The organism is Pantoea jilinensis (assembly GCF_019104105.1).
Lineage (GTDB): Bacteria > Pseudomonadota > Gammaproteobacteria > Enterobacterales > Enterobacteriaceae > Pantoea > Pantoea eucalypti.
Genome location: NZ_CP077746.1, coordinates 3,496,943 through 3,522,345, shown reverse-complemented (window position 1 = coordinate 3,522,345; position 25,403 = coordinate 3,496,943). Strand labels below are relative to the sequence as shown.

23 protein-coding genes and 4 pseudogenes are annotated in these 25,403 nt (G+C 52.9%); 12 read left to right on the top strand and 15 right to left on the bottom strand.

Annotation, left to right across the window (positions count from 1 at the left end):
* The first annotated feature begins 43 nt into the window (after positions 1–43).
* Together KTJ90_RS16620 and KTJ90_RS16615 are read left to right on the top strand one after the other, a co-directional pair.
* Positions 44–565 (top strand): annotated as a pseudogene (locus tag KTJ90_RS16620) (integrase core domain-containing protein).
* Between the two features lie 101 nt (positions 566–666).
* Positions 667–1,416 (top strand): ETEC_3214 domain-containing protein, encoded by a 750-nt coding sequence (locus KTJ90_RS16615; protein ID WP_337028434.1) that lies wholly within the window; start codon positions 667–669, stop codon positions 1,414–1,416.
* A gap of 403 nt (positions 1,417–1,819) precedes the next feature.
* On the opposite strand, the pseudogene KTJ90_RS16610 reads toward KTJ90_RS16615, so the two are convergent.
* A pseudogene (locus KTJ90_RS16610) lies at positions 1,820–2,736 on the bottom strand (nucleotidyl transferase AbiEii/AbiGii toxin family protein).
* Positions 2,729–3,502 carry a type IV toxin-antitoxin system AbiEi family antitoxin gene (locus tag KTJ90_RS16605; RefSeq protein WP_337028436.1) on the bottom strand — a complete coding sequence of 258 codons (774 nt, stop codon included), beginning with the start codon at positions 3,500–3,502 and terminating at the stop codon, positions 2,729–2,731. Before KTJ90_RS16605 ends, KTJ90_RS16610 begins: the two are co-directional and overlap by 8 nt.
* A gap of 389 nt (positions 3,503–3,891) precedes the next feature.
* Between KTJ90_RS16605 and KTJ90_RS16600 the strand changes: the two are divergent.
* The 8 genes and pseudogenes from KTJ90_RS16600 to KTJ90_RS16565 all read left to right on the top strand — a co-directional run.
* Positions 3,892–4,022: pseudogene (locus tag KTJ90_RS16600) on the top strand (restriction endonuclease subunit S); the annotation flags it as partial.
* 258 nt (positions 4,023–4,280) lie between these two features.
* On the top strand, positions 4,281–4,610 hold the full coding sequence (gene symE / locus KTJ90_RS16595; RefSeq protein ID WP_499025495.1) for an endoribonuclease SymE: 330 nt from the start codon (positions 4,281–4,283) through the stop codon (positions 4,608–4,610).
* 566 nt (positions 4,611–5,176) lie between these two features.
* The gene (locus KTJ90_RS16590; protein ID WP_337028439.1) at positions 5,177–5,533 is read left to right on the top strand and encodes a putative T6SS immunity periplasmic lipoprotein; all 357 of its coding nucleotides are present in this window, start codon (positions 5,177–5,179) and stop codon (positions 5,531–5,533) included.
* Between the two features lie 154 nt (positions 5,534–5,687).
* A pseudogene (locus KTJ90_RS16585) lies at positions 5,688–6,389 on the top strand (hypothetical protein).
* Positions 6,386–6,811 carry a hypothetical protein gene (locus KTJ90_RS16580; RefSeq protein ID WP_337028441.1) on the top strand — a complete coding sequence of 142 codons (426 nt, stop codon included), beginning with the start codon at positions 6,386–6,388 and terminating at the stop codon, positions 6,809–6,811. The pseudogene KTJ90_RS16585 and the gene KTJ90_RS16580 overlap by 4 nt, the downstream one beginning before the upstream one ends.
* Positions 6,812–6,829: 18 nt before the next feature.
* Entirely contained in the window at positions 6,830–7,138 is a 309-nt protein-coding gene (locus KTJ90_RS16575) for a contact-dependent growth inhibition system immunity protein (protein WP_003850923.1), read from the top strand.
* Between the two features lie 60 nt (positions 7,139–7,198).
* Complete coding sequence (locus KTJ90_RS16570; protein WP_499025491.1) at positions 7,199–8,017, top strand: CDP-diacylglycerol diphosphatase; 819 nt, start codon at positions 7,199–7,201, stop codon at positions 8,015–8,017.
* Positions 8,018–8,307: 290 nt separating this feature from the next.
* Complete coding sequence (locus tag KTJ90_RS16565; RefSeq protein ID WP_039658867.1) at positions 8,308–8,892, top strand: DJ-1/PfpI family protein; 585 nt, start codon at positions 8,308–8,310, stop codon at positions 8,890–8,892.
* 122 nt (positions 8,893–9,014) lie between these two features.
* On the opposite strand, the gene KTJ90_RS16560 is transcribed toward KTJ90_RS16565, so the two are convergent.
* The 9 genes from KTJ90_RS16560 to KTJ90_RS16520 form a co-directional block, all read right to left on the bottom strand.
* Complete coding sequence (locus KTJ90_RS16560) at positions 9,015–9,875, bottom strand: beta/alpha barrel domain-containing protein (protein WP_499025489.1); 861 nt, start codon at positions 9,873–9,875, stop codon at positions 9,015–9,017.
* Positions 9,876–9,880: 5 nt separating this feature from the next.
* Positions 9,881–11,305 carry a PTS fructose transporter subunit IIC gene (locus tag KTJ90_RS16555; RefSeq protein ID WP_033762248.1) on the bottom strand — a complete coding sequence of 475 codons (1,425 nt, stop codon included), beginning with the start codon at positions 11,303–11,305 and terminating at the stop codon, positions 9,881–9,883.
* Positions 11,306–11,413: 108 nt separating this feature from the next.
* Positions 11,414–11,887 (bottom strand): PTS sugar transporter subunit IIA, encoded by a 474-nt coding sequence (locus tag KTJ90_RS16550; protein ID WP_050556834.1) that lies wholly within the window; start codon positions 11,885–11,887, stop codon positions 11,414–11,416.
* A gap of 15 nt (positions 11,888–11,902) precedes the next feature.
* Positions 11,903–13,381 (bottom strand): BglG family transcription antiterminator, encoded by a 1,479-nt coding sequence (locus KTJ90_RS16545; RefSeq protein ID WP_238343241.1) that lies wholly within the window; start codon positions 13,379–13,381, stop codon positions 11,903–11,905.
* A gap of 314 nt (positions 13,382–13,695) precedes the next feature.
* On the bottom strand, positions 13,696–15,087 hold the full coding sequence (uhpT, locus tag KTJ90_RS16540; protein ID WP_499025486.1) for an MFS transporter: 1,392 nt from the start codon (positions 15,085–15,087) through the stop codon (positions 13,696–13,698).
* A 152-nt stretch (positions 15,088–15,239) separates the two neighbouring features.
* Positions 15,240–16,568, bottom strand: coding sequence for an MFS transporter (locus KTJ90_RS16535; protein ID WP_003850910.1), 1,329 nt, complete (start codon positions 16,566–16,568; stop codon positions 15,240–15,242).
* Positions 16,569–16,577: 9 nt separating this feature from the next.
* Positions 16,578–18,077: a signal transduction histidine-protein kinase/phosphatase UhpB gene (uhpB, locus tag KTJ90_RS16530; RefSeq protein WP_110411676.1), complete on the bottom strand. Its 1,500-nt coding sequence runs from the start codon at positions 18,075–18,077 to the stop codon at positions 16,578–16,580.
* On the bottom strand, positions 18,074–18,667 hold the full coding sequence (uhpA, locus tag KTJ90_RS16525) for a response regulator transcription factor UhpA (RefSeq protein ID WP_499025484.1): 594 nt from the start codon (positions 18,665–18,667) through the stop codon (positions 18,074–18,076). The genes uhpB and uhpA overlap by 4 nt, the downstream gene beginning before the upstream one ends.
* A gap of 181 nt (positions 18,668–18,848) precedes the next feature.
* Positions 18,849–19,517 carry a YecA/YgfB family protein gene (locus KTJ90_RS16520; RefSeq protein WP_003850904.1) on the bottom strand — a complete coding sequence of 223 codons (669 nt, stop codon included), beginning with the start codon at positions 19,515–19,517 and terminating at the stop codon, positions 18,849–18,851.
* Between the two features lie 241 nt (positions 19,518–19,758).
* Here KTJ90_RS16520 and KTJ90_RS16515 point away from each other — a divergent pair, with 241 nt between their 5' ends.
* Positions 19,759–21,012, top strand: coding sequence for a serine hydrolase domain-containing protein (locus KTJ90_RS16515; RefSeq protein WP_499025481.1), 1,254 nt, complete (start codon positions 19,759–19,761; stop codon positions 21,010–21,012).
* A 126-nt stretch (positions 21,013–21,138) separates the two neighbouring features.
* A complete protein-coding gene (locus tag KTJ90_RS16510) occupies positions 21,139–21,654 on the top strand; it encodes an RcnB family protein (RefSeq protein WP_008925514.1) in 516 nt (171 codons plus the stop codon).
* 33 nt (positions 21,655–21,687) lie between these two features.
* On the opposite strand, the gene KTJ90_RS16505 is transcribed toward KTJ90_RS16510, so the two are convergent.
* The 4 genes from KTJ90_RS16505 to KTJ90_RS16490 all read right to left on the bottom strand — a co-directional run bounded on the left by KTJ90_RS16505 (position 21,688) and on the right by KTJ90_RS16490 (position 25,254).
* Complete coding sequence (locus KTJ90_RS16505) at positions 21,688–22,800, bottom strand: NAD(P)/FAD-dependent oxidoreductase (RefSeq protein ID WP_485523424.1); 1,113 nt, start codon at positions 22,798–22,800, stop codon at positions 21,688–21,690.
* A 19-nt stretch (positions 22,801–22,819) separates the two neighbouring features.
* Positions 22,820–23,581 (bottom strand): amino acid ABC transporter ATP-binding protein, encoded by a 762-nt coding sequence (locus KTJ90_RS16500; protein ID WP_105099530.1) that lies wholly within the window; start codon positions 23,579–23,581, stop codon positions 22,820–22,822.
* The gene (locus tag KTJ90_RS16495) at positions 23,574–24,380 is read right to left on the bottom strand and encodes an amino acid ABC transporter permease (RefSeq protein ID WP_039658848.1); all 807 of its coding nucleotides are present in this window, start codon (positions 24,378–24,380) and stop codon (positions 23,574–23,576) included. Before KTJ90_RS16495 ends, KTJ90_RS16500 begins: the two co-directional genes overlap by 8 nt.
* 61 nt (positions 24,381–24,441) lie before the next feature.
* The gene (locus tag KTJ90_RS16490; RefSeq protein ID WP_039658846.1) at positions 24,442–25,254 is read right to left on the bottom strand and encodes an ABC transporter substrate-binding protein; all 813 of its coding nucleotides are present in this window, start codon (positions 25,252–25,254) and stop codon (positions 24,442–24,444) included.
* Between the last annotated feature and the right edge of the window lie 149 nt (positions 25,255–25,403).

Below are 25,403 nucleotides of genomic sequence, written 5' to 3'. Positions count from 1 at the left end.
CCAATGTTAGTCATGTCTTCATAAGCCACATGAGGACATCCCCATGAAGAGGCGTTTTTCCGACAAACAGATCATCAGCATCTTTCGCGAGGCCGAAGCCGGTGTTTCTGCCCGGGAACGCTGCTATAAGCATGCTACTTCAGACGCTACTTTTTACACCTGGCGCAGGAAGTTTGGCGGCATGGAAGTCCCTGAGGTAAGGCTTAAGTCACTTGAGGAAGATAACGCCAGACTCAGAAAGCTGCTCGCCGGAGCCATGCCGGGTGAGGAAGCGCTTCAGGTGGCTCTGGGTCGAAAGTTCTGACGACAGACCAGAAGCGGAAAGCCGTGGAAGCCAATACAGAACGGATTTATTGAGAGTTTTCACGGAGGCTTTCGCGATGAATGCCTGAATGAGCATTGGTTTAGCGACATCAGCCATGCCAGGAAAACCATCAGTGAATGGCGTCAGGATTATAACGAATGTCGCCCACACTCCACGCTGAATTATCGGACTCCGTCTGAATTTGCAGCGGACTGGAGAAAGGGTAATTCTGAGAGTGAAGGATCCAACAGTACTAACTGAGTTTTGTATCTAATACTGAGGCAGGTCAATGAAAGGATGTAATTGAATATTTATTTTAAAAGTGCTTATATACGGACTTTGTAATTTTTAAAGGTTGTAGAATGCCACATAATAAAGAATCGACTAAGAAATCATTACTGACTATGATCATTGGCGCAATAACCATTACAGTTGGTATAGTGGTTGCGTGGTTAGGAGCATTAAATGGTTTTTTTGAGTTATATAATAATATTGCTGATAAGTTTTCTCAGCGCCAGGCAGAAGATAATTTAAACGCAATTTATACTGGCTCATCTATAAGATATATAGAATCAGTATTTGGCGTGCCTATACAAGAAAGCCATTCCGATGATGGTAAAGTAAACGAATACATATATTCATTTAAGAAATTCTATCTTCAAGTTGTTTATGATGATAAAAATAAAGTAATATTATACTCAGTAACAAGTAAAGATAAAAACTTCCATCCAAAAATCCCTTATCTAGGCTCCACTCTAGGCAATAATTTTGATAGTTATGGAAAAGATATCCAGGATTTTGAATCTGGGTATTCATCAAAGTTTTATCAGTATGAAGAAGTACACTATTTAGGAAATCCGGGTAATTACAGGCATTTCTATCTTACTTATAATCCTGCCGGGATAGAATACGCGGACTTAAATGCGCTCCCAGATCTGCACAATGACAACAACTTCCCGCCCAAAAAAGCTGATTTAGATCATTTCAGGCAGAACAACACACCAAATACATTTGCTATAGGTGACATCATGGGTTCTCCCAAAGGGCCTGAGCTATATTATGGAATTGGAATTGATTACTTTGTGGCGCGGGATATACCTGATAAAGACTAGTTCTGCACTATGCTTGTGCCTGTCAATTTGTTCAGGACGTTTAGAACGTTCTTACATATTGAAAATAGAACTCTTGTGTTCAAAAAGGGATTCCTTTTCTGGTTTGAGAACGTCCTGTTGCGATAGATATAGCCATTTCAACTCGTTATCGTTCCTGGTATTTCTATGTAATTTTGGGCGAAAAACGTACTGCTAATCCCGTTACTGTCTGACATGATGATAAACAAACCCGGACTTATGGCCTGCATCAAAAACCGGCAGATCCCGAAAACCACATCGCCTGCGAGGCCAACAGCAGTCTTATTTTTAAATGTAGGAGGGAAAGTTATCCTCAAAGGGATTTTCTGGTTTATCTAAAATCATATAGTTACACTATTGGTGTAACTATAACAAAAAAAGTAAACTACCTTAGCCATTCTGTCATGACCTTTTCCAGTTTATCCAGCGACTGCACGCGCTTTTCCTCATTCATCCGCCCTATATTTCGCAGCTTCCATTGAACGGCTGGTAAATTCTGAATGTGGGATTCTGGTGCTAAATTCCAGTCAGGTTCTCCGCGTTTAAATGACATCAGGAAGTCGAAATCCTGTTGAGTGAAATGCGCTTTCAGCGCGCTAAGCATTCTTTCCGGGACCTCTCCCAGCGCTTCCAGTGAGACCTCCTCAAGGGTCATGTCGCTGAATTCATTTTGAAAGGGTTCGTTAATATCTTTCCAGCGTGGGCTAAGCACTTCGGATAAGGGGCGATTATGGCTAAGCAAATAAGCGATAAAGCCATTGAATATTGCGCGGTCGATTCCTTGTGTATCAAGGAGCATTTTAACGTCGTAGAAATCTCTGGGATGTTGTCGATCTAACGCAGCACATAGCTTGCCGCCATATAGATCAGGCAGTGAGACTACCGGGATCGCGGCAAAACCAAACTCTTCTTCCACAGCTTCCACGACGTCGCGTTCTTGCGGTGGATACAATGTTCCCCGGGCAACGGGTGAAACCTCGATTTTAATTTGCGCGTCGTCCGTAGTGGCTATGATACGCATCTCATCGGGATTATGGGTTTGCAGCACTGCACTGATCTCGGCTTGTGTTTCCATTCAGCGGCGATGCGGCTTAGCGCTTTCCGCACATTGGGTAAGGCGACCTCTCTGCTTTCCAGTGGGATATAAGCCAGATCGATATCAACGGACAATCGGGGAAAATCGCGAATGAATAAGTTGATCGCGGTTCCCCCTTTCAGCGCAAAACAGGTCTCGTTAGCGACATAGGGTAATGCTCTAACCAGCAGGGAGACCTGGCGGTAGTAGGAGGAGGTTTTATCCATGGCTTATTTCCTTCCTGGTAAAATTTTCGGGCACAGTAATCATGTACTGCGTGTCCAGCTTGCCATTAACAACAACTTGTCGGTTGCCCGATCCCAGGTCGATTTTGCTGGTATCTACGCGCCTGAACCAGGCATGATCATAAAAACTGGCGAAAAAAAGATACAATCGCTTTGTTTGTACGGACTGACTGAGCGTAAGTAGCTTCTCGACTTTACGTGGATTGAGATTGACCAGTCCCTGAAAAAGCTCGGCAGCGTGCTCGAATGAGATTACCTGAGGAACTGCGCTTAACAGCTCATAGGCTGCCAGCTCTGGTACGCTGGCAGTTAATTTTTTTCCTTTAACGTCGAGCTCGGTTCGGAACTTCTCATCCAGTTGAGGAAGCTTCAGAGCTGATACTATCAGCCACTCAACGCCGGGAAATTCTTTAAACCATTTAGGCAATATTGTTTTGTTTTCAACGCTAAGCCAGCATTGACTCTGCTTAAGTTGCAGGTAATGGGAACGGCCCTGCCAGGAGAGGCTGCTCAGTCCGGCCAGATGCACTGGCGCGTCAAGCTGGCTTTGAAAACTCCATAGCGCATCACTCCAGTCCGGTTCTCGTCCTGCGCGCGCATAAACGCCAGCCCGCAGTTTTTTCAGCCAGCCACTTTGCGCGTATTTATAGGCCAGAGAAGGCGATATGTTGTTCCGGGTTAGCCAGGATTGCAAAACCAGGCTTCCTGGAGAGGTGTTTTGCAACAGCCAGTTTATTTTTGATGGCATAGATCAACTCAGAGTGTAACTATAATAAAAAAAGTAAACTATCTGGGGAGTGAAAAGTCAACGTATAGTGTTTTTCACAGCATAAATGTTGCCAGCGAAAGTTATTGATAGCCTGCTGGTAAATCCTGAACAGATTGTTTCAGTCAGGCTGTAAATGATTGCATCACGTGTATTTTTTGATAGATCTGCCCGTAATCGATACTGTCAGCCGAATCCCTGCCGCCGCTGCTTTAGACACATACTCTGGTACAAGAAAAATCTGCTCCGCCAGCCACATTAGTCCCTTCACTATCAAGCCAGATCAAATGATAAGCCTGGCGTGGTACCTGGACCCATGGTTTGCGCCGAATCGCCGTAAGCCGCGACTATCAGTCCGTCAATAAACCCGACAACTAATCCTGGCGAAAGCATTCCAGGGGGAACTCACCGTGCAGTGGCGGCAGTAAACCCTGAATTAATCAGCGGAGAAAACAGCGCTGCCGCATTACTGGAAAAAATTAAATCCGAACGTACAGTCTGAACAGGTAAAAAGGCCCGCGTAGAAAATCCTGGTTATTATTTTAGTGCGGGCCTTGCCGGTGCGCGCCTTATTATTTACCGCCAGATAAATATTAATATTTATATTCAAATGATTTTATAAAAAAATTATTTCACGCTGCTTTCAGCTGGACTTTTTGTCGCTTTACTGATGATGTATACAGGTATTTAGCGCGGTGCGAATGTGCGCCAACACACCCGCGCCGCTAATCACAATCACTATTTATAGGGAATAGTAATCATGACTGACGCCCATTCTATTGCACAACTGTCGGAACCAGAAGTCTCGCCTTCAAATAACCGCCAGCTGACGGTTGGCTACGCGAGCCGCTATCCGGATTACAGCCGGATTCCCGCCATCACTATTAAAGGACAATGGCTGGAAGCAGCCGGCTTTGTCACTGGCACAGCCGTAGAGGTAAAGGTAATGGAAGGCTGTATTGTGCTCACTGCCCGGCAGGAGAGCGAACTAGTGCAGTCGCTGCGCCAGGTATGCAAGCTGTCGGCGCGGAAACAAAAGCAGGTTCAGGAGTTTATTCAGGTTATATCCGGTAAACAGAAAGTCGTTTGAATGGAAAGCCGCTCCCGAGATCGCATCGGGAGCGGTTAAATATCAAGGTGAATAATGTAGAGCGAGGGAATTTCAGGCTGCATTTTCGCGGCGCCGCTCGGCGTGTCTTTAGGCTACATCACTTTACAACACCGAACTGATTTCATGGCTATTCGGCAGACATTACTCTATACCCCACAGGTAAAATTACGTAACGGGCTAATGTCTTTTGCACAATTGAGTTGGTGTTAAATGGAAGCGAAACGTGTCCCGGCAAGGGATGGAATCCTTATCGCCGTCACCTTGCTCGTAATAACTTTCCTTCTGGTAAAGCCATCAGATCAATCTACAGAGGGAGAGCAGAATTTTTGGACAGCGTTAGCAAAGCTATACAATCAACGCGATATTGAAGGTTTGTGGGGGTTACGCTAATAGTCATCAGAACAGTGGTAACCCTCAACGGTTATCAGATCATAGTCAGAGTGATTGAGAAGAAGATGAATAAAAAAAACGAATTTTATAATAAGTGAAGTAGTTTTTTGCCCCTCGCATTGCCATAAAGTCGTAACAGGGAAGGAGCGTTGAACATGAAAAACAAAATATTGCTGGGTGTCGTATTTCTCTTAACGGGATGTCCTGGGCCTGGCGATCGAATGGTGGGGCGCGTATCTACAACGGCGTTTCTCAAAGACAATCGAGTTTGTGTAGTGTCGCTACTGGAGCCACAAGAAAGTATCACTGCCATTCAAATCAACAGCGATAAAAGTGACTCCTTTCACAGGGTTTTTGATGACAAGCCTGTTTATGTTCCAAAAGGTGAGTGCCTTCCTGTGTTCGGATTTAAATTCACAACGGGAGAGCGATACTATTTCGCCTATGAGGTTCAATCTGCTAAGTCAGTTTCGCATCTAGTCACAGCTGATTTCTCTTATCACAAAGAATAAGAAGGCGGAGCGCCCGCTTTGTTGCCCAAACCGGCATGCAGCACACCTGGAATATTAATCAATGGTAAGCAGGCTAATGAAACAGCTTCCCGGCTGGACTGTCTGAAAAATCATCTATACCATTCACGAGCAAACTACATAAGGAGATGTAAGTATGAGCACCCGAAGAGAAATTAAGGATGGGGCATCCTTTGACGTACTCGACAGAGGCATAGTTTACACCGAGGTGTTGGGCTGGATTGATATGGGCCATGCCCGTGGCAATGACGTGGCTGCGTTGAGGCGTCAGTTCGCTGAAGGTGAGCGTAGCAGCAAGCCATCTTATCCAGTCATGTACCGGCAGGATATGGGCGTTTTTAAGTTCAAATCGCGGTTTGGCGTCGGGAAGTTTTCTCACTGGGAAATCAAGCGAGGCCGGGACACCGATGAGATTAACAGAATCATGCTGGCGATGATGATGAACACCGCATCCAGATTCGAAAGCCTGCAAAGTCTGCGTTCATTCTCATGGTATACAGACAGCGGTTTCAGTGGTGAGGATTTGGTTTCCGATCTGTTTGGTTTTTATCGGGCTATCATACCGGGTCGATATGGCTATCGTCTCAAGCCAGTCAGCTATGATTCAGCTGTTCGGCGCTGGGACTACTATGGGGCTATCGGTTCCCATAAAAATCATGGATTCCGACCGATTCTTTTTCCCGACCCGGATGATAAATGCCTGCGACATTAGCCGTATAAAGTATATCTTCCGCATTTTATGACCTGGCTCAGGCCGTGGAACGATTTCACATCTGGAATTGTTAAGGTCGTTACCAATGATGGGACATCACTCTCATTCATGGGGACGAAGCAATGAAAAACCTGTTTAAGTGGTCCGCGCTTATGGTTGCTACCGTGCTTATTTGTGGCGGTCTGTTTGTCTGGTTTGTTGCAGCGTGCTCAAATGAGGCGACTGTTTACACACAACATGATTTTTTTAAATACCATACACTGACAGACTCAGATATCGAAAAAGCACCACGTATAACGGACGAGTTCTATTTCGAGTCGCACCCTGGTGACGGTTATTCTCCTACAAATAGCATCGTATTTAAAGGAGCTGCAGATACTGCATCGCTGCGCGCTTATCTCGAAAAGCTGGGATACGCGAAGCAAAAGCGCAGTCTGGGTGAGAAGGAAATATGGGCAAGGCCTGATCATTTGGATGGGGATCAGTTCTATCTATACTTTAATCCCATAACCCATGAGGTTGAGCTGACCAAGGTTCTGAATAATTGAGTCGCCGAGGTTACGACTTTGAAAAACATTAACATAGCCGGACTGGATAGCCTTATCGCCATCTATTTTGGACAGGATTATGACCTGTTCGGTAGTGGTGAAAGTGTAGATGCTCAAATCAACGCATGGATTGCAGATTCTACTCCCGCCTCCCGGCATGGCTTGATAGGTGATATTGAACAATTTATGAGGGAGACTGACAATCTGGAGCAGGATTTCGAAAGCTGCTATGGCGCGGAATTTTCTACAGATTTATGGGAAACGACGCCTGCAGAATTCCTGAAGCTTTTGAAGCAAAAGGTGAGTGCATCTCTTTCTGAATGCTGATTTGCCATTCAGCTAAACACTTCCCTAATACAAACCCTTGCTGATGAGGTTATACCTGCATTGAGTCTCCTGAGCGGACGGAATCCACTAAACGGGAAATGGTTATGGCGATGCCGGCCTCTGCCGCTGGTCATCGCGCTGCTGCTAACAGGATGCGCCCGCTCTGACGCATTGTGGACGGTCACGCATGATCTCTGCATGAATAACTATCATTACCGTCGCGATCCGGCTCCCTGCCAGCAAGTCTATCTTCCGCAGGACGCCACACAGGGCTACAGCATCATCCAGAATCCCCGCCACAAGTTGCACTTTATTCTGGTGCCCACAGTGGCGATGTCTGGCATTGAGAGTATTGCGCTGACGCGGCCTGGACGTCCCGATTATTTCGGCGACGCCTGGTTAATGCGTTATCGTCTGATGGCGGCCTATGGTGCTGAAGTGCCTGAGGATCGGCTCGGCATGGCACTGAATTCCGCTTATGGCCGCAGCCAGAATCAACTGCATATTCATCTGACCTGCCTGCGGGAGGATGTCTATCGCCAGCTTCAGGCCGAGCGCCCCTATATTGGTGATGACTGGCGACCCTTGCCCGACCGTTTGCTGAATCACACCTACTATGCCCGACGCGTTATACAGCCCACGGCGATGGGGATCTATCCTGTCTCCTCCGTGGCAGACCATTTCCATCTGTCGCCGCCGCAGCTGGCGGAGTCTGGTGTGGCGCTCATCCCCACGACGTTCTCGGGAGAAAAAGGATTTATCCTGCTAACCACCCGGCGCGGCTGGGATAAGGGCAATCGGGCATCCGTTGAGTCGCTACTGGATAAACGCTGCGCTATTCTTTCAGCGCCGCCGGCTGACGTTTCAGTCAGGGAGTAACCAATCTTCATCACCCTGAACCTTCAACCAACCCAACCGCACTGCTGTAATTAAGCCCTCTGATAGCATGAACCCGGCTGAAGAGGACGAGATCACCCGCGCAGAAAAACCAGCTCATGGCTCACGCATGAATAAAGACCAGCGGCCCCGCGCGCTGCCAGTGGCATCCTGTCATGCACACGCTGTAAACCCTCCCTTTTTTAAACAGAGTCATCGACAGCGGAAAACTTCTGGTAGAATGCCATTAAAATGAAACAGTGTTTCATTTATTGAAAATCATCGGAGGCAATATGTCCAAAAATGCAGCATTACTCCTGGCCACAGGATTTGAAGAAGCAGAAGCGTTTATTACTCTCGATATCCTCAGCCGGCTGGGCATCACTGTCACCACCGTTGCCTGTCAGCCTCAGCGCGAGATCGTCAGTTACCACGGTGCTGTCATTAAAACAGATACGCTGATTGAAGAATTAGCGGACGCACATTTATTCGATGCGCTGATCATGCCGGGCGGGCCTGAAGGTTCTAAGAACCTGGCCGCCAGCTCTGCTGTTGCTGCCTTAATTCAGCGGCATGATGAAGCCGGTATGTTGATTGCGCCTATCTGCTCTGCCGCCGCCCGGGTGCTGGGTGGCAATAACCTTCTGAAAGGCCGTCGCTATACCTGTTCAGGCGAGCTGGGGCTGGAGGTCAAAGATGGCGAGTATGTAATGGAGGATGTGGTGGAGGATGGCAATCTGCTCAGTGGCCGGGGGCTGGGTGTCGCCTTCGATTTTGCATTAACGCTGGCTCAGCGTCTCACCGGTAATAAAGGCGCGGTCGATTTCCAGGCTGAACACATTTATTACCGTCCGTGGCTGAAGAGGTCGCTTCGCTAAACGCCCCTGAATTTTAGTCAGCCGCACAGAGCGCTGAGTGTTGTGATAGCAGCAAAAGAGACACCGAATCCTCAGTGTCTCTTTGAATCGCAGCCGTGTTCCACTAGTCATTGGCGACTGGCTTACCGATACAGCGCCGCTTTCCCCACTGAATTAAACAGCGCCATCTTCGCAGTGACCACTTCACCTGCCGCCTGCATCGGTTTAACGAAGAGTGAATTAGGCTCGTGTCCACCCTGTTTCAGTTCCTGTTCCAGCGCCACGAAGAAGGCCTTCTTCATATCGCTGGAGATATTGATTTTACCGACGCCATAAAGAATGGATTCCGCGACCTCGCTGTCTTTGTTGCCTGACCCGCCATGCAGCACCAGCGGGATATCCACCACCTTACGGATCTGCTGCAGACGTTCGATATCCAGCTTCGGCTGCTTCCCTTTGGGATAGAGGCCATGCGAGGTGCCGATGGCGACGGCCAGCGTATCGGTGCCGGTCTCGCGCACAAAGGTCTCCGCCTGCTGCGGATCGGTATAGAGAATCTCGTTACTGCCGCCTTCACCGCTGCCTTCCGCCACACCGATGGTGCCCAGCTCCGCTTCCACGGAAACATTAATCGTGTGCGCTATCTCGACAATCTTCTTCGTCAGCGCAATGTTCTGCTCAAAAGGATGAGACGAGGCGTCAATCATTACAGAGGTAAAACCGGCGTAGATCGCTTTCATCACCTCTTCCAGCGAGCGGCCATGGTCCAGATGGATCACCACCGGCACCCGTGCCTGAATCGCCAGCGTCCGCAGATAGCCAATAAATTCCGGGCCGGTGAAGGCCATCTCCTCAGGATGGATCTCCAGAATCAGCGGTGAATCCAGCCGCTCGGCAGTCTCAACCGCCACCCGTCCAAATTCCGCGCTGGCGATGTTGAATGCACCGACACCAAACTGATGCTGTTGTGCAACGCTGAGCAAGTCTTTCATGTTGTAAAGCATAGGTTTTATCCTTGTTGTTCAGGAACGGAGATATCTTTTTTCAGAAACAGCAGGATCAGCGCTGTCAGCAGACTGCCTGCAGCGATCGCAAACAGATAAGCCATGACATGGCTGATCACGTTAGGAATGAAGATGACGAAAATGCCGCCGTGCGGGGCGCGGGAAGCGCAACCCAGCATCATCGACAGGGCGCCTGCGAGGCCGGAACCCGCCACAATGGCCGGGATGACGCGCAGTGGATCGGCGACCGCATAGGGGATCGCGCCTTCGGTAATAAACGACAGACCGAGGATGTAAGTGACTTTGCCGGTCTCACGCTCCTGCTCTGTGAATTTGCGGCGGAAGAGGGTAGTTGCCAGCGCGATGCCCAGCGGCGGCACCATGCCCGCCGCCATACAGGCGGCAATCGGTCCGTAGATCCCGCTCGACATCAGGCCAATCGCAAACATACAGACGGTTTTATTTAGCGGACCGCCCATATCAAAGGCCACCATCATGCCGAACAGCAGGCCGAGGAGGGCGGCGTTAGCGTTACCCAGAGAACTCAGGAAGTCGGTCAGCCAGCCGAGCAGCATTTTGATCGGCTCACCAATCAGCAGCGCCATCAGTGCACCGGTCAGCAGCACACTCAGCAGAGGCACAATCAAAATCGGTTTCAGGCCGGCGACGGCTTTAGGCAGGTGAATATGGTTATTGATCAACAGCGTGATATATCCGCCCAGGAAGCCGGCAATCAGCGCGCCGAGGAAGCCGGAACCGGTGTGAATCGCCATCATCCCGCCCACGGCACCCGCCACGATGCCCGCTTTGCCGCTGATCGACTGGCTGATCCCCAGTGCCAGAATCGGCAGCATCAGGGCAAAGGCCGAACCGCCGCCGATGTCAGAAAGCATCTTCGCTATCGGGCTGAAATTCGCGTCCCCTGGTGTGGCCGCGGTAATCCCGAATGAAAAGCTCAGGGCGATCAGAATGCCGCCCGCCACGACAAACGGAATCATCAGGTTTACACCGGTGATCAGATGCACATAAATCTCAGACATCCAGGAGCGGGAACCTGACGTTTCACGGGCACTGTTAGCCGGTTCAGACGCATTCGTCTGCGATGCTGAATCCACCAGGCGGGGAGCCAGCTCACCGTTCACGATGGCGTTTAACAGGCCTTCGGCATCTTTTGCGGCTCGGGTGACGGGCACCTCAATCACGTTTTTGTGCTGGAAGCGCGCCATCTCTACTTTCTTATCCGCGGCAATTAACACCACGTCGGCCCGATGAATATCGTCGTCGCTGAAAATATATTCACTTTCAATCGCGCCCTGGGTTTCAACTAATACATTCAGGCCCAGTTTTTTAGCCGCTTTTTTCAAATTACTTTCGGCCAGGTAGGTGTGGGCGACACCTGTAGGACAGGCGGTAATGGCAATAATGTTCATAAACGTTCTCCAGTGAAAATTTTATATTTATGTTTTTCGGTCTGAAGGAATGGCTACAACCTGGAATACCTCCTTAAGCTTTTTATCTCATTACACTCTCCGGTTTATTCAGGCTCCCGAGCGGGATAACAGCAAATGAAACATCTCTTCACGATGCGGGACAGTCAGTAACTGTTCGACGACATCTTCATCGCCCAGCGCAATAGATATTCTGGCGAGCATTTTGATATGGCCGACATCTTTATCAGACTCTTTTACCGCGAAAAGAATCACTAAACGAACACTGGTGCCATCAATGGTTTCCCATGGAATATCGCGGCGTAAACGGCCCACGGCAATCCGGGTTTTGGCTACGGCAGCAGATTTACCGTGCGGAATCGCAATATGATTTTCAAATCCGGTAGAGCCCAATTCTTCACGCAGATAAACATCCTTTAGGAATGCTGCTTTATCAGTGACCGCGCCGGTCTGGCAGAGCAGGTCAGTCAACTGAGAAATAATCTGCTCTTTCGTCTGGCAATCGACATCGAGAATAATGCACTCTTCTTTCAGCACTTCATTAATCGCCACGGCTGTTGTCATGTTACTTCTCCATTATTAATTAATTGAATTCGATACCAGACACTCTGTGACTCTTGCGATATCTTTCGCCGAAAACAGGGCTGAAACATAAACCACTGGTTTTTCCAGCGGCTCCAGCCGGATAGTAGAGATCACCACATCACACTCATGGCGTTTCAGGGAGTCCGCGATATTTTTTCCAGGTACGATGTCGATGATCTTCCAGTCGGGAAAGGCGCGGATAATCCTCCCGTAAAGCAGCTGCGACGTGCCCAGACCGCTGGAGCAGACCAGCAGTACCCGCTTAACTTTGATGCTGTTTTCAATGGCCGCCTGAATATGCACCGTCAGGTACGCCACCTCATCGTCACTGATTTCATCCAGGCTGTACTCCTGCGTCAGCTGGTTGATCACCGCTTTGACGGCGGTAAACACCGTTCCCAGTTCGGTCTGGATATCATGCAGCAGCGGATTTTTAATCCGGATGTGATATCTCAGACGGTTCAGCATCGGCTTGATATGCGAGGACAAGGACGCCTGCAGGTTCTGGTCGGTCGTGATTTCAATGTTGATGCGCTGCGCCACCCGGCTAATCAACTCCTGCGCAAAGCGGGTTTCACGTTCCGAAATCAGTGACTCATCCTGCAGTGGTACCTCACCGCCCGCTTTACCGGAAGAAACAAGATATTGATAGATAGAGTGAGACTCCTCAGCCACCAGCACCGTGTTACAGGCGGTCTCGATACGCTCTACCACCGCCAGCGAAACCTGCCAGGCGTGATGATCGCTGACCCGGCTCATGGTCACGGCGCGCGCGTCGGTCCTGGGCATCGGCGAGTGACTGCGGTGAATCAGCACCAGAATATGAGTAAACAAATTAATGTAGTAAGGATCGCTAATCGTATAGTGCAGTTGCTGTTCAATAAAATTGATTAATTGCAGAGTAAAATGGACAGCCTGCTGACCAAATTTTTCTGAAAGCTCCTGCAGCGTGCTTTCATCCAGGCGGCTTTCCATCATGTCCTGACGGTTATAAATCGATTTTAATACCAGCGCTTTCATCGCCATGCGAATATTCTGGTCACTACCTTTGATACTGGTGCCGACGCGACTTTTCAATAACGTTAAATTAAACTGATGCAACCAGACTTCCAGTGTTTTTAAATCATTCACTATCGACGCACGGCTGATAAAGTATTTATCCGCAAGTTCGCTAATGGATGAACTTTTTGGTGAAAGCATTAATAAATCAGATGCTATTTTTAGCATTCTGAAGTTGCTGCTGAAATCATCTATCTCGGTTGAAAAAATCCGGCGCGCAGCTATTTCTGCCTGGGCATCAGAGAATTTAATTGTGATCCCTCTCCCACTTTTTCCGCTGATATTGATCCCCAAGTCAGCCAGTTTTTCATTAATGTCAGCGATGTCGCGGCGTAAGGTTCGGCTGGTGATAGCTGTTTTTTCAGAAATAAATTGCAGGCTCACGTAACTGTTATGAGAAATAAGCTGTCGCATAATCGTCAGTTGCCGCTCAGTCAGCGCCTTCATCATCATCAGGTTCCGCTTAATTTTTTATTCGAGGTGTCAGTTATCATCTAAACAAAGGCCCTCAGCCATGTAAATATTAAAACATGGCCACAACCTGGTGGTCAGACTGACCACCTGACAGGTAATTTTCGAAATAATCGGGGACGAGGTGAAAGAATATGTGAAAGGGGATGGGAGGGTTTCCGGGCTGACTGGCAGTGATCAGATTGGTGGGGCTACATCAATTGCTGAGGGCAGAACCTGGCGGGAAAGCCCAGCTTACGCCGGGCCAAGTTTTATCTTTACACCATCTTCAGACGCTGTAGTCGTTTCTCGCGGCGAATCTTGCGTTCTTCCATCACCGCAACCAACGCCATCAGGCAGATACAGGCGATAGCGGCAGCATCCAGTGCGGCAAAGGTACCCGCCCAGCCGGTCAGGCCAAATATTGGTGTGCCGTCGGCAATCATGCCCAGGCCCAGTTTGGCAAAACTGTCACCAATCAGGTAAGCGAAAGTGCCTTTGATCCCATCCGCTGCGCCAATCGCTTTTTTCGGCACAAAGCCGACCGCGGCAACGCCGATTAACAACTGTGGGCCAAAGACCAGAAAGCCCAGTGCGAACAGCGAGGCCAGATAGACATACTGGTTGCTGGCATGCTGATAGATCCCGAGCGTGGCGATAATCAACGCCAGTGCGACGCAGGCCACCAGCGCACGACGGCCATTGGCCAGATCGGATAGCCAGCCCCACATCAGCGTACCCACCAGTGCACCCACTTCAAACAGGGTAAAGCCCTGAATCGCCACCTCTTTAGAGAGCTTCAGCTCCTGGAAGGCGTAAACCGTTGACCACTGATCGATCCCGATGCGCACCACATAGAGGAAGATGTTTGCGAAGCAGAGCAGCCAGATCACCTTGTTCTTCAGTACGTACTCGACAAAGATCTGCCATTTGGTCATCGACTCATCTTCAGCTTCTTTATCCTCATCGCTTAGCTCTTCGTCAAACAGCTCTTCGGCCTTGCCCAGGCCATAAGACTCCGGGGAATCGCTGCCGTAGCGCAGGCCGATAAAACCAACAATCAGCGCGATAATAGACGGGAAGATAAACATCCCAATCACATGGCCGTTGAACAGCACATTGGCACCAAACAGCGCCACGCCTGCCGCACCGGCACCGCCGAGGTTGTGGGAGATATTCCACATCCCCAGATAGGTGCCACGCTTGCGGCGCGGCGTCCACTTCGTGATGGTGGAGTAGCTACAGGAGCCGCCGGTACTCTGGAAGAATCCGCTTAAAGCATAAAAGGCGATCATCAGGAACAGGCTGACGGAACCTGTGCCCATGCTGGCGCTGAAACCCAGCATACAGATGGCCGAAAGAATCAGCATAAACGGCAGGAACTGCTTGGTGTTTTTGCCGTCAGCATAATAAGAGACCAGGGTTTTCCCGACGCCATAGGTGATGGAGAAACCCAGACCGATCATCCCCAGCTGCGTCATGCTCAGTCCGTAGGTGGTGATCATATCGTTCTGCGCGATATTGAAGTTTTTGCGGATTAGATACATGGTCAGGTAGCCGATAAAGACCACCAGATAGGACTGCATAAACGGCTTGAACCACATCTTGCGCCGCAGTTCGATTGGCAGATCCAGCGTTGGTCTGCGCACCTGTTTGAGGAATGCCAGCATGTAAGGGGATTCTCCTGGTTGGAATAGCTGCAATGGGCAGCTAATGGCTGGCATTGTAAAAACTTGCCGCCAGACTGGCCTGAGACAGCATCCAGGCGAAACCAGGAAAATTTCTTAGTTTTGTCCCACCTGGGGCAAAAAGGAGAGGCGTATCACGCTTCAGGCAGGGATCTCGGCGCCTGAGCATTTAAAAACGGCAACAGCAGCAGGGCGGATATCCCCGCCGCCGTGGCAATCACCGCAAAGAAGCCGCTCCAGTGCCAGACGTCGATTACCCACGCCAGCGGCCAGCCGGAGAGTGACGCGCCGAGATAGGCGAAAAGACCGACGAAGCCGGTTGCCGCGCCCGCCGCCTCTTTATGCGAACACTCGGCAGCCGCCATGCCGATCAGCATCTGCGGGCCGAAGACAAAGAAACCGGTAGTAAAAAAGCAGGCGGCCTGCATCACGTAACTGGTAAAGGGCATCAGCCACAGTGAGCCGACGGAAAGCAAAATCCCGGCTGCAAAAATCAGGTTCATGGGGCCACGGTTGCCATTAAACAGCTTGTCCGAGCCCCATCCCGCGACCAGCGCGCCTATCACACCGCCCAGCTCAAACAGGGTGACTACCGAGTTGGCCGTCACCAGATCCACCCCCAGCGTGTCGGAGATGTAAAGATTCCCCCAGTCATTGAGCGCGGCGCGAACCACATAGACCAGCACGTAACACAATGACAGCAGCCAGATATAGGGATTGAAAAGCACGTAGCGGGTCAGGATCGCTTTGCGACTCAGACCTGCGCCTTCCTGCTGCTGCGCCATCTCCATCTCATCCTGTCGCCAGTCGCCTACAGTGGGCAGGCCGACAGTCTGAGGCCGGTCGCGCAGACGCCAGCAGAGAAACAGTCCGGCGAGTATCGCTAAACTGCCCGCAATCATCATCCCGGTTCGCCAGCCATAGTGCAGTGCCACCGCGCCGATAACGATCGGGATAACCGCACCGCCAACGTTGTGCGCGGTGTTCCATAATGCCCACCAGCCGCCGCGCTCGTTACGCGAATACCAGTTGGTCAGCAGGCGCGCGCAGACCGGCGCGCCCCAGCCCTGGAAAAAGGCGTTGATGGTCCACAGCAGCGCAAAAGCCCATAGCGAGGTGGAGAAGCCAAACAGGATATTGACCACGCCGGTAGCGATCAGCCCCAGTCCCATAAAATAGCGGGCATTGGAGCGGTCACTGACGATACCGGAGAAGAACTTCGACAGGCCATAAGTGATGTAAAACAGCGTCGCCAGCAGGCCGATATCGGTTCGCATCATCACACCGCTGGCGATCACTTCAGGTGCTGCCGCGTTGAAGCTTTTGCGGGTAAAGTAGAACAGGGCATAGCCGATCCAGATGGTTGACATGATGTGCCGTCGCCAGTAGCGATAGCGGCTATCAATCTCACCTTTGTCCTGCAGCGGGGCGGCGTTAGCGGGCGTTTTCAGGAAGTTAAACACGGTGATTCCTCAGGCCGAACGCAGCGGCAGATGCACGCTGACGCGGGTTCCATGGGTGCAGGAGATCGTCAGGGAGCCGCCCAGCGCACTCACGCGTTCGCGCATCCCGACCAGACCAAAGCTTTGCTGACCGGAACCTGGCGGCAGACCGCAGCCATCATCTTCAATCACCAGCAAAACGCGACCATCCTGTTGCCAGCCTTTCAGCATCACGGCGCTGGCGCTGGCGTGTTTTACAATGTTGTTCAGCCCCTCCTGACAGACGCGAAACAGCGTGACGCGCTGCGCTTCGCTCAGCAGCGTCTCATCAATACGCCACTCAAGGTGACTGACGATGCCGCAATCCTCCAGCTCCATCTCACGCATCAGGGAGCGGACTGCCTGTTCAAGTGACAGGTCATCTAACTGGCGGGGTCGCAGACGTCCCAGCAGTCGCCGCACTGAATCGTAGACACCGAGTGAGAGCTGCTCAATATGGACGCCGCTCTGGATCACCCGGCCATTATCCGGCGCAAGGCGCTGCACAATGCCCGCCTGGGTGCGGATTGCCGTAATCGTCTGACCGATATCATCGTGCAGTTCGCGCGCCACCTCCTGGCGTACGTTCTCTTCTGTTTCGACCAGCCGTTCCGCCAGCAGCCGGTTGCGCGCCAGCTCGCTCTGCAGCGACTGATTCAACTCGCGCAGCCGCTGGATACCCGCACCCAGCAGCAGTCCGGTCAGACTTTGGGCCAGTAGTGAGAGGAGAAGATCGACCGGATGATCGTGCCAGGTCTGGCTGGCGATCAGCGCGATTGCATTCATCAGCGTCGCGATCAGCGCACCCTGCCAGCCGTAGTGCCAGGCCAGAGCAATAATCGGCAGCGCCAGACAGAATGGCGTAAAGCGCGACAGTTCAGCGGGCAGGCCAAGCTGCAACCAGAGACTGATGACAAACAGCAGCAGATACCAGATAAGATGCCGGGCGCGCCAGTTGACCGGGTGTGAGACCAGCGACGGCCCCAGCGGCTGCCAGCGGGTGCTGGTGAGATAGTGCCAGATGACCAGGCAGGTCGGGGCCAGCGTCAGACCACCGGTGAGCGTCAGTAGCAGGGCGTTCAGCATCTCCTGCTGTCCCGCCCACGCCAGAGATTGCAGCAGCGCCGCGGCGATCAGTGCCGCACCCTGGCTCAGCAGCGTGCGCCAGTCACGCTGATGGCGGTAATGGGAGATCAGCGCCACTGGCAGCAGCGTCAGTACACTGCCCGCCATTAACAGCGGCAGATGCGCCAGCGCGACCACCTTCGCCAGCCAGACCAGCATGATCCACTCAGCTGCCAGCAGCACCGGCCAGTAAGCGCGTGGACATTGCAGCATCAGCCCCAGACGCAGGCCAAACGGGAATAGCAGCACCGCCAGTTCCGGGCGTTCCACCAGATGCAGGCTGATACTCCACAGGCAGAACCAGGCCGCCGAAAAGATAAAAAAGCTGGCGACAACGGAGATCAGCCGCGAAACAAAAGGACTCATTGCCAGCCATCAAACATGCGGCGCGCCAGCTCCACATCATTGCTGACGCCGAGCTTCTCCATCAGATTCGCGCGATGGACATGTACGGTTTTCGGTGACAGCGCCAGCTCAACGGCAATTTCCTTAACCGCCATGCCCTGTGAGAGTTTTTCCGCCACCTGACGTTCACGTCGGGTAAGCGGGTCCTGCCGACCGGTGGACAGCTTGATCGCAATCTCTGGCGTCAGATAACAGCCGCCTGTGGAGACCGTGCGCACCGCCGCGATCAGCTCATCGGGACGACAGCGTTTGGAAAGAAAGCCACGCGCACCGGCATTCAGCGCCTGCTCCACCAGTGCCGGGCTGTCATGGACAGAGAGCATGATAGTGGCTATTCCCGTGGGCAACAGGCTCAGCAGCTCCAGTCCGGAAAGGTCCGGCATTGAGATATCGCAGATGCAGACCTGCACGCTCCTGCCGGGCAGACCCGCCAGCGCCTCACGGCCGGAACCAAATTCCGCCACCACCTGGAAATCAGATTCCAGGCTCAGCAGCTGGGCAAAGCCGGAGCGGACGATGAGGTGATCGTCAATCAGCGCGATGGTGATCATGGTTATTCCTGACGGGTAAAATCGCGCTTACCTTAGCGATAAGCGTGAAGCTGTTCAAGTCGTGAGCAGTCTATTCAGGTAAGGGGATGGGTAGAGTGATGCAGGTCAAACTGTCGTGGATCGTGAGAGAAGCATGCCGGGCCAAATAGCCGCCCGGCAGAGCGTGAGGCTAAGCAGTCAATCAATGCAGACAGCACTGCTTATATTTTTTGCCGCTGCCGCACGGGCAGGGATCGTTGCGGCCAGGCAGTTTCTCTGCCGCGACCGGTTTCTGAGGCACGGGAATCGCTTCCGGCTGAGAGATCCAGTGATCGTGCAGCGCCAGGGCGGCAGGGCGGATCGCCTCAATGCTGGCTTCCATTTCGTCTGGCGTCATGGCGTCGATCTTTTCGAGATTCTCTTCCACGCCGTGCAGAGCGATAGCGTCCAGCGCAGGCTGCAGATCCGCAGGCAGGGCAGACCAGTCGGTCAGCGCGACACCGCGCATGTAACCGAAGCACCACTCTTCCACCACGGTAAATTCCAGACCTTCCATCTCGCGGATGCCAAACAGCGGTTCAAACTGCTCCGGGAACTCAGATAAACGATCAGCCACATCATTCATATGCTGGAAGCACAGCGACATAAAGCGCGTCATTTCACGCTCGTTGCTCCATTTTGGAATCTGCTTCTCGCCGCCCCAAAGGGCCACCAGCCACTGGCTGGGTTCAACGGTAGTGGGGCCGGAGAGAACGGCAGTCAGCAGACCATCCAGCTCGGAGACATCAATAATCGACGCTTCGCTGCCATATTTTTCCAGCATATCTTCCAGCCATTGCAGCTCTTTCTCGGACAGTGGGCCTTCTTTCATGCGGTTGCCTCCCGGGCATGTGAAAATTTCAGCGCGGCGTTGAGCCTTAAAACCGCAGCAGTGTACACCCTTGTGGGCGTTCAACACAGCTAACCCTGTCCGGCGCTGGCATGAGGTTAAACCGCGTTTAACACCATTTTGACCCCATTATGCAGGCGATAGCCTGCTGCACTTTGTGGTACATTTTTGCGCTGCAGAGAGGCTGCTGCGTAGTAAATAAAATTAACCTGATGATTATTAAATGAAAAGTGGATTTTCCGGCAGCCAGGCTTTAGCTGTATACCTCGCACGGCTGGCCGATAGCAGCCACGGGATCGGCAGAGTCATAATGCGATTTATGCCCGTCATGATCTTCCTGCTGGCGGGCTGTGGAACCCTGTCGCAAACCTCCGCGCCGGTAGGCGACCGCGTTTATCTGACGCACGCCACCTTTCACGAAAATGTCGATGACATCGTGCATCACTACATGCAGCAGAAGCAGGTTCCCGGCATCAGCATTGCCGTTATTCATCACGGCGGCCCGACCCGCTATTACCCGTTTGGCGTCACTGACAGGGTGCATCACTATCCTGTCACGCCCGATACCCTGTTTGCGCTGGGATCGCTGAGTAAAGGCGTGACGGCTGAAGTGATTATCCAGCTGGTTGAACAGGGTAAGCTGCGCTGGAGTGATACGCTGGCCGACCTGCTACCGAAAGAGGTTCATCTTAGTGCTGATGCGCAGCGCATCACCCTGCTGCAACTGGTGACGCATACCTCAGGCCTGCCGCGTCAGGATATGGACCTGCCGATGCTGTTGCAGTTCGTGGGTTATCTGGGCACTGGCGAGAATTTCTATGGCAATCTCGACAGTGACAGGCTGCTGACTTATCTGGCGGACTTCTCTGCACCTGCGGTACGCATGCCACACTACTCCAATCTCGGCTATGCGCTGCTCGGTTTTATCATACGCACCCGTTTTCATCAGGAGATTCAGACGCTGGCGTCACAGCTTATCTTTACCCCGCTAAAGATGAGTCAAAGCAGTTTTGTCCCGGAAACACTGTCGGGCTATCCGCTGCGTGCGCTGGGCCATGCAGGCGATCAGCCGAAATTTATCCGCCGTGGCACGCTGACGCCTGACTGGCATTTTCACGGCAACATGGTGGCCGCGGCCAGTCTTTATAGCAATGCGCGCGATCTGAGTGCCTATCTGCGCGCGCACCTCAATGCCACCGATGATACGGCGCAGGGTCGGGCTTTTGCGGCGGTGAACCGGCCGTGGTATCAGCAGGGCGCGCAGGCGCAGAATATCGCCTGGGTCACCGACACCATTGAAGGACAGCAGATCACTTATCAGGTGGGCTATATTGGCGGCTATGCCAGTTTTATCGGCTACGATATACGTCATGGCAATGCGATTGTGGTGCTGCAGAACGGCTTTAACTGGAGCAACTATTTAGGCATTGCGTTGTTGGTCGATTTGGCAACTCAGGATAAAGTGGTCGCACAGTGATCCGTTACCTGAGCTGTGCGCAGTAAAGTGAATCGCGCTGTTTTGCCTTACACATAGCATTAGCGTACCGGAACTGAAGTGCGATAAATTTTAGCCTGACTGTCAAAATTCAACGTGGAAATCATTATGCGCAGGACTCAACGTGTACTTTTATCAATGGGATTACTGGTTGGCTCACTGAGCCTGATCCCCGCTGTACAGGCTGCTGGCGAAGCAACGGATAGCGTTCCGCCACCACCGCAGATTCAGCCTGCAAACCCGGGTGCCCAGCCCGCTACGCCTGATACGGGCAGCGCTCAGCCGGACACCGGTGCCGCGCAAAACCAGCCGCAGACCAGCTCACAATCTAATGATGGCATTACGCCGACGACGCCGACTTCTCCGGCACCGTCCAACGGCGCACGCCCTAATTACGAACTCAGCACCATCATCATCGACTACAAAGAGTACAAAATCGGTGACATCGTGCCAGAGAAGTACACCGATAAAACGTACACCATCACCGAGTGGCAAAAGCGTAATCTGCCCGCCCCGCAGGCAAATACCCACTGGGCCTATATCAACGCCAACTACATTCTTATTACCAATGACACCGGCAAAATCGTCATGGGTAAATCAGGCGATATCTTCTTCCGCGGTTAAATAAAATCAGCCGGTCGCAATGACCGGCTTTTTTTAGCTGAAACGCTCCGCACCAAAGCTCGCCAGCATCGGATGCTTCTCACCGCTTACGATCTCTTCCGCCAGTAATTCTCCGACAATCAGCGCCAGCGTTGCGCCCGAATGCGTGAACGCGACAAAACAGCCCGGCACCTTCTGCAGTTGGCCCAGAACCGGATCGCCATCACCGGGAATCGGCTTCAGGCCAATTTTCCAGCTCTGGACGCTGAGCGACTCGCTGCCACGTAATAGCCTGCTCGCTTCGTCCGCCAGCTTCACCACCACCTGCTTATCAATATGGTAATCGCCTCCGGCCAGTGGCTGGATATCTTCCTCATACCAGTCATGATCCAGAGCGTAACGGTTGCCAGGGTTGGGCCGGATAGCGGCGCGTGGCGTGTTCAGCACCGCTTTGAGTTCATGTTGGCTTGGTTCAGTGATCACCAGCATTGAGACGGGCGATCCGTTGGGGATCGATACGCCCAGTGGTGCAACCACATCCGGTGTCCAGGGGCCGCAGGCGACTACCACCGCATCAGCCCGCAGTTCTCCCAGATCACTGCGGATGCCGCAGGCACGGCCATGCCCGGTGATCACACTGGTTTTACCGGCGTGCTCTATCACTTCACCCCCGCGCGCCCGGAACTGATTCACCAGATAATCGGTCAGGTGTGGCAGGCTGACCCAGCCTTCACCGGGATTGAATATCGCCTGTGACGGCAGCGCATCGGGATCGATCGTCGCATCTGCCTGCGCCACGGTATCCGCGGTTATGAGCTGTGAGTCGTAGCCGTGTGCTTTTTCATAGGCATGCCGCGCCTGCGTTCCGGCCTCATCGTCGCTAAACCAACAGACCCCGCCATCAAAACGCAGCCAGTCGAGGTCAGGATGCTGAGCAAATAAGGTGCGATAGCGATCAATGCCCGCCATACGCAGCGCGTGATAGGGCAAGGAGCGTTCACCCGCCGAGTTAAGCCACGACAGCGAGCGTCCCGATGCCCCGGAACAGAGCGCGGCTTCGGTCACCAGTGTGACGGTGGCACCGCGTTTTGTCAGCTCCAGCGCCGTCGACACACCGATGACGCCACCACCCAGTACCACCACGTTCATTTCAGTTTTTACTGCCATTATCAGGTTCCTTACTCAGTTACAGCACTTCAGAGAGAAAACGTTGCAGACGCGGTGACTGCGGTGCATCAAAAATGGCGCCCGGCGGCCCGGCTTCAACAATCTCGCCTTCATCCATAAACACCACCTGATCCGCCACTTTGCGCGCAAAGCCCATTTCATGTGTCACCACTACCATCGTCATGCCGCGACGACAGAGATCCGCCATCAGCGTCAGGACACCTTTCACCAGTTCGGGATCGAGCGCGGAGGTCGCCTCGTCAAACAGCATGACTTCGGGATCCATCGCCAGCGCACGGGCAATCGCGACACGCTGCTGCTGGCCGCCGGAGAGATCGCGTGGCCGGTGGTCTGCGCGCTGACCCAGCCCGACCTCTTCCAGCCGCTGACGCGCTATCGCCATCGCCTGCGCTTTGGGCAGGCCTTTGACCCGCCACGGGGCCAGCGCCACGTTCTCCAGCGCGCTGTGATCGGGGAAGAGATTGAAGTGTTGAAACACCATGCCAATCCGCAGCCGCAGCGTATCGGGCTTGTCGTGCAGCACGGATCGGTCAGCCAGCAGGACATCTCCCGATTGCGGCTCATGCAGTCGGTTGATGCCGCGCAGCAGTGTCGATTTACCTGAGCCGGATGGCCCGATGATGCAGGTGGTGCTGCCAGGCGCAACCCGCAGCGAGACCTTACGCAGCACCTCAATCGGGCCATAGGCCAGCGTCAGCTCGCGCAGCTCCAGGCTGGCACCGTGCCAGGTCGCGTCCGTTGTGCTGCTCAGGTTATTCATGGTTGCCTCCGATGCGGGGATGCGTGATCAGTGCGCCGCTGGGCGGCCTGACTTCATCCACCTCTTTTAAGCCGCTTTGCGGAACCGTCAGGCGACGGCGACCAGTGCGATAACGCACATCGACATAGTTGACCATGTGCGTCAGCGGTACGGTGATGATCAGATAGAACAGTCCGGCCAGCATCAGGGGCGAGAGATTGCCGGTGAGTACCGCCGCATCCTGACCCACGCGGAACAGCTCGCGCTGCTGGGTCATCAGGCCCAGTAGATAGACCAGCGAGGAATCTTTGATGATGGCGATAAACTGGTTAACGATGGCGGGCAGCACGCGGCGGATCCCCTGCGGGATCACCACCAGTCGCATTGCCCGTCCATAACTCATCCCCAGCGCGCGGCAGGCTTCCATCTGGCCGCGTTCAACACTCTGAATACCGGCGCGGAAAATCTCGCCCATATAGGCGCTGGCGATCAGGCTAAGCGCGAAGATCCCCAGTGGGTAGGGTGTCGGACCGAACAGCTGATAGCTGAATCGCGCCAGGCCCTGACCAATCAGAAGAATAGTTAGAATAGAGGGCAGACCTCGAAACAGATCGGTATAGAGCCGGGCAGGCAGTCGCAGCCAGCGTGAAGGCGAGATGCCCATCAGCGCCAGCAGAAGACCAAACAGCGTGCCGAGCAGCGTTGCCGCCAGCGAGATAATCACCGTGTTGACCAGTCCGGTGGCCAGCATCTGCGGCAGCACTTCCATCATTGATGGAAAATCAAAGAAGGTGCGGGAAAGAATGGTGAGCAAGTCCATCGCCGTCTCCATGCAGGGCGGGGGTTCCCCCGGTTAACTCAGGACGCGAACGTCCGCCTCTTTACTGGCCGCCAGGCAGATACTGTTTTGGCATCGGCGATCCGGGAAACCATTTCTCATAGAGCCGTTGCCAGGTGCCATCCTGCATGGCGGCTTTGATGGCCTTGTCCAGTGCGGCCTTGAAGGCGGGCTTGCCTTTGGCAATGGCAATGCCGGCCGGTGCATCAAACGAGGGGATGTCGGCGGCAGAGACCAGCCTGAAGCGTTCGGCATAGCTTTTTGCCGCCTCATAGTCGAGGAAGATGGCGTCTAACGTGCCGTTGTTGAGTGCGGAAACGGCGCTGTTGTTATCCGGGAAGCGGACAAGATCGGTCTGGGTGAAGTGTTCGACGGCATAGCTCTCCTGCAGCGTGCCCTGAACGACGCCAAGCCGGTGTTTCGCCAGGCCGGCGACATTCTTCACGCCGCTGTCAGCGCGGGTGAGAACGGTGAGAAATCCCGCCAGATAGCCGGTTGAAAAGTCGACCGTCTTTTCCCGCGCCGGGGTGATGCCGATAGCCGCCACCGCCGCGTCATACTGACCATTGGCCACTGCTGGCATAATCGCCGAGAAGTCTTGACCAATAAAATCGACCTTATCGATTCCGATTCGGTGGGCGACATTTCTGAAGAATTCGACGTCGAAGCCGGTGAACTGACCGCTGGCATCCGTGAAGGTATAGGGTTTGGAGTCGCCGACGCTGGCGATGCGTAGCTGGTCGGGTTCGATCAGCCCATAAGGATTGTTATCGCTGGCAGCCAGCGTACAGAACGAAAGTGAACAGAGTGCGAGCAGTGTGCCCAGCAGTTTGCCCCGGGGGGTTTGCGATTTCATAGCTCATCCGTTTTTGCAGGTTTAAACATCAGAGACTGTTGAGCCAGCGATTATAATTGAGACCGGTCTCAACACAGGTGGCACCTTAAGACATGGGCATTGTGAGACCGGTCTCAAGGGGTTACAATGAGTTTAAGCACAGCCTTTTT

What these genes read in the sequence shown, in the direction of transcription:
- KTJ90_RS16615 (WP_337028434.1), top strand. Translation starts at nt 667, where the DNA reads ATGCCACATAATAAAGAATCGACTAAGAAATCATTACTGACTATGATC.
- KTJ90_RS16605 (WP_337028436.1), bottom strand. Translation starts at nt 3,502, where the DNA reads ATGCCATCAAAAATAAACTGGCTGTTGCAAAACACCTCTCCAGGAAGC.
- symE (WP_499025495.1), top strand. Translation starts at nt 4,281, where the DNA reads ATGACTGACGCCCATTCTATTGCACAACTGTCGGAACCAGAAGTCTCG.
- KTJ90_RS16590 (WP_337028439.1), top strand. Translation starts at nt 5,177, where the DNA reads ATGAAAAACAAAATATTGCTGGGTGTCGTATTTCTCTTAACGGGATGT.
- KTJ90_RS16580 (WP_337028441.1), top strand. Translation starts at nt 6,386, where the DNA reads ATGAAAAACCTGTTTAAGTGGTCCGCGCTTATGGTTGCTACCGTGCTT.
- KTJ90_RS16565 (WP_039658867.1), top strand. Translation starts at nt 8,308, where the DNA reads ATGTCCAAAAATGCAGCATTACTCCTGGCCACAGGATTTGAAGAAGCA.
- KTJ90_RS16560 (WP_499025489.1), bottom strand. Translation starts at nt 9,875, where the DNA reads ATGCTTTACAACATGAAAGACTTGCTCAGCGTTGCACAACAGCATCAG.
- KTJ90_RS16555 (WP_033762248.1), bottom strand. Translation starts at nt 11,305, where the DNA reads ATGAACATTATTGCCATTACCGCCTGTCCTACAGGTGTCGCCCACACC.
- KTJ90_RS16550 (WP_050556834.1), bottom strand. Translation starts at nt 11,887, where the DNA reads ATGACAACAGCCGTGGCGATTAATGAAGTGCTGAAAGAAGAGTGCATT.
- KTJ90_RS16545 (WP_238343241.1), bottom strand. Translation starts at nt 13,381, where the DNA reads ATGCGACAGCTTATTTCTCATAACAGTTACGTGAGCCTGCAATTTATT.
- uhpT (WP_499025486.1), bottom strand. Translation starts at nt 15,087, where the DNA reads ATGCTGGCATTCCTCAAACAGGTGCGCAGACCAACGCTGGATCTGCCA.
- uhpB (WP_110411676.1), bottom strand. Translation starts at nt 18,077, where the DNA reads ATGAGTCCTTTTGTTTCGCGGCTGATCTCCGTTGTCGCCAGCTTTTTT.
- uhpA (WP_499025484.1), bottom strand. Translation starts at nt 18,667, where the DNA reads ATGATCACCATCGCGCTGATTGACGATCACCTCATCGTCCGCTCCGGC.
- KTJ90_RS16520 (WP_003850904.1), bottom strand. Translation starts at nt 19,517, where the DNA reads ATGAAAGAAGGCCCACTGTCCGAGAAAGAGCTGCAATGGCTGGAAGAT.
- KTJ90_RS16515 (WP_499025481.1), top strand. Translation starts at nt 19,759, where the DNA reads ATGAAAAGTGGATTTTCCGGCAGCCAGGCTTTAGCTGTATACCTCGCA.
- KTJ90_RS16510 (WP_008925514.1), top strand. Translation starts at nt 21,139, where the DNA reads ATGCGCAGGACTCAACGTGTACTTTTATCAATGGGATTACTGGTTGGC.
- KTJ90_RS16505 (WP_485523424.1), bottom strand. Translation starts at nt 22,800, where the DNA reads ATGGCAGTAAAAACTGAAATGAACGTGGTGGTACTGGGTGGTGGCGTC.
- KTJ90_RS16500 (WP_105099530.1), bottom strand. Translation starts at nt 23,581, where the DNA reads ATGAATAACCTGAGCAGCACAACGGACGCGACCTGGCACGGTGCCAGC.
- KTJ90_RS16495 (WP_039658848.1), bottom strand. Translation starts at nt 24,380, where the DNA reads ATGGACTTGCTCACCATTCTTTCCCGCACCTTCTTTGATTTTCCATCA.
- KTJ90_RS16490 (WP_039658846.1), bottom strand. Translation starts at nt 25,254, where the DNA reads ATGAAATCGCAAACCCCCCGGGGCAAACTGCTGGGCACACTGCTCGCA.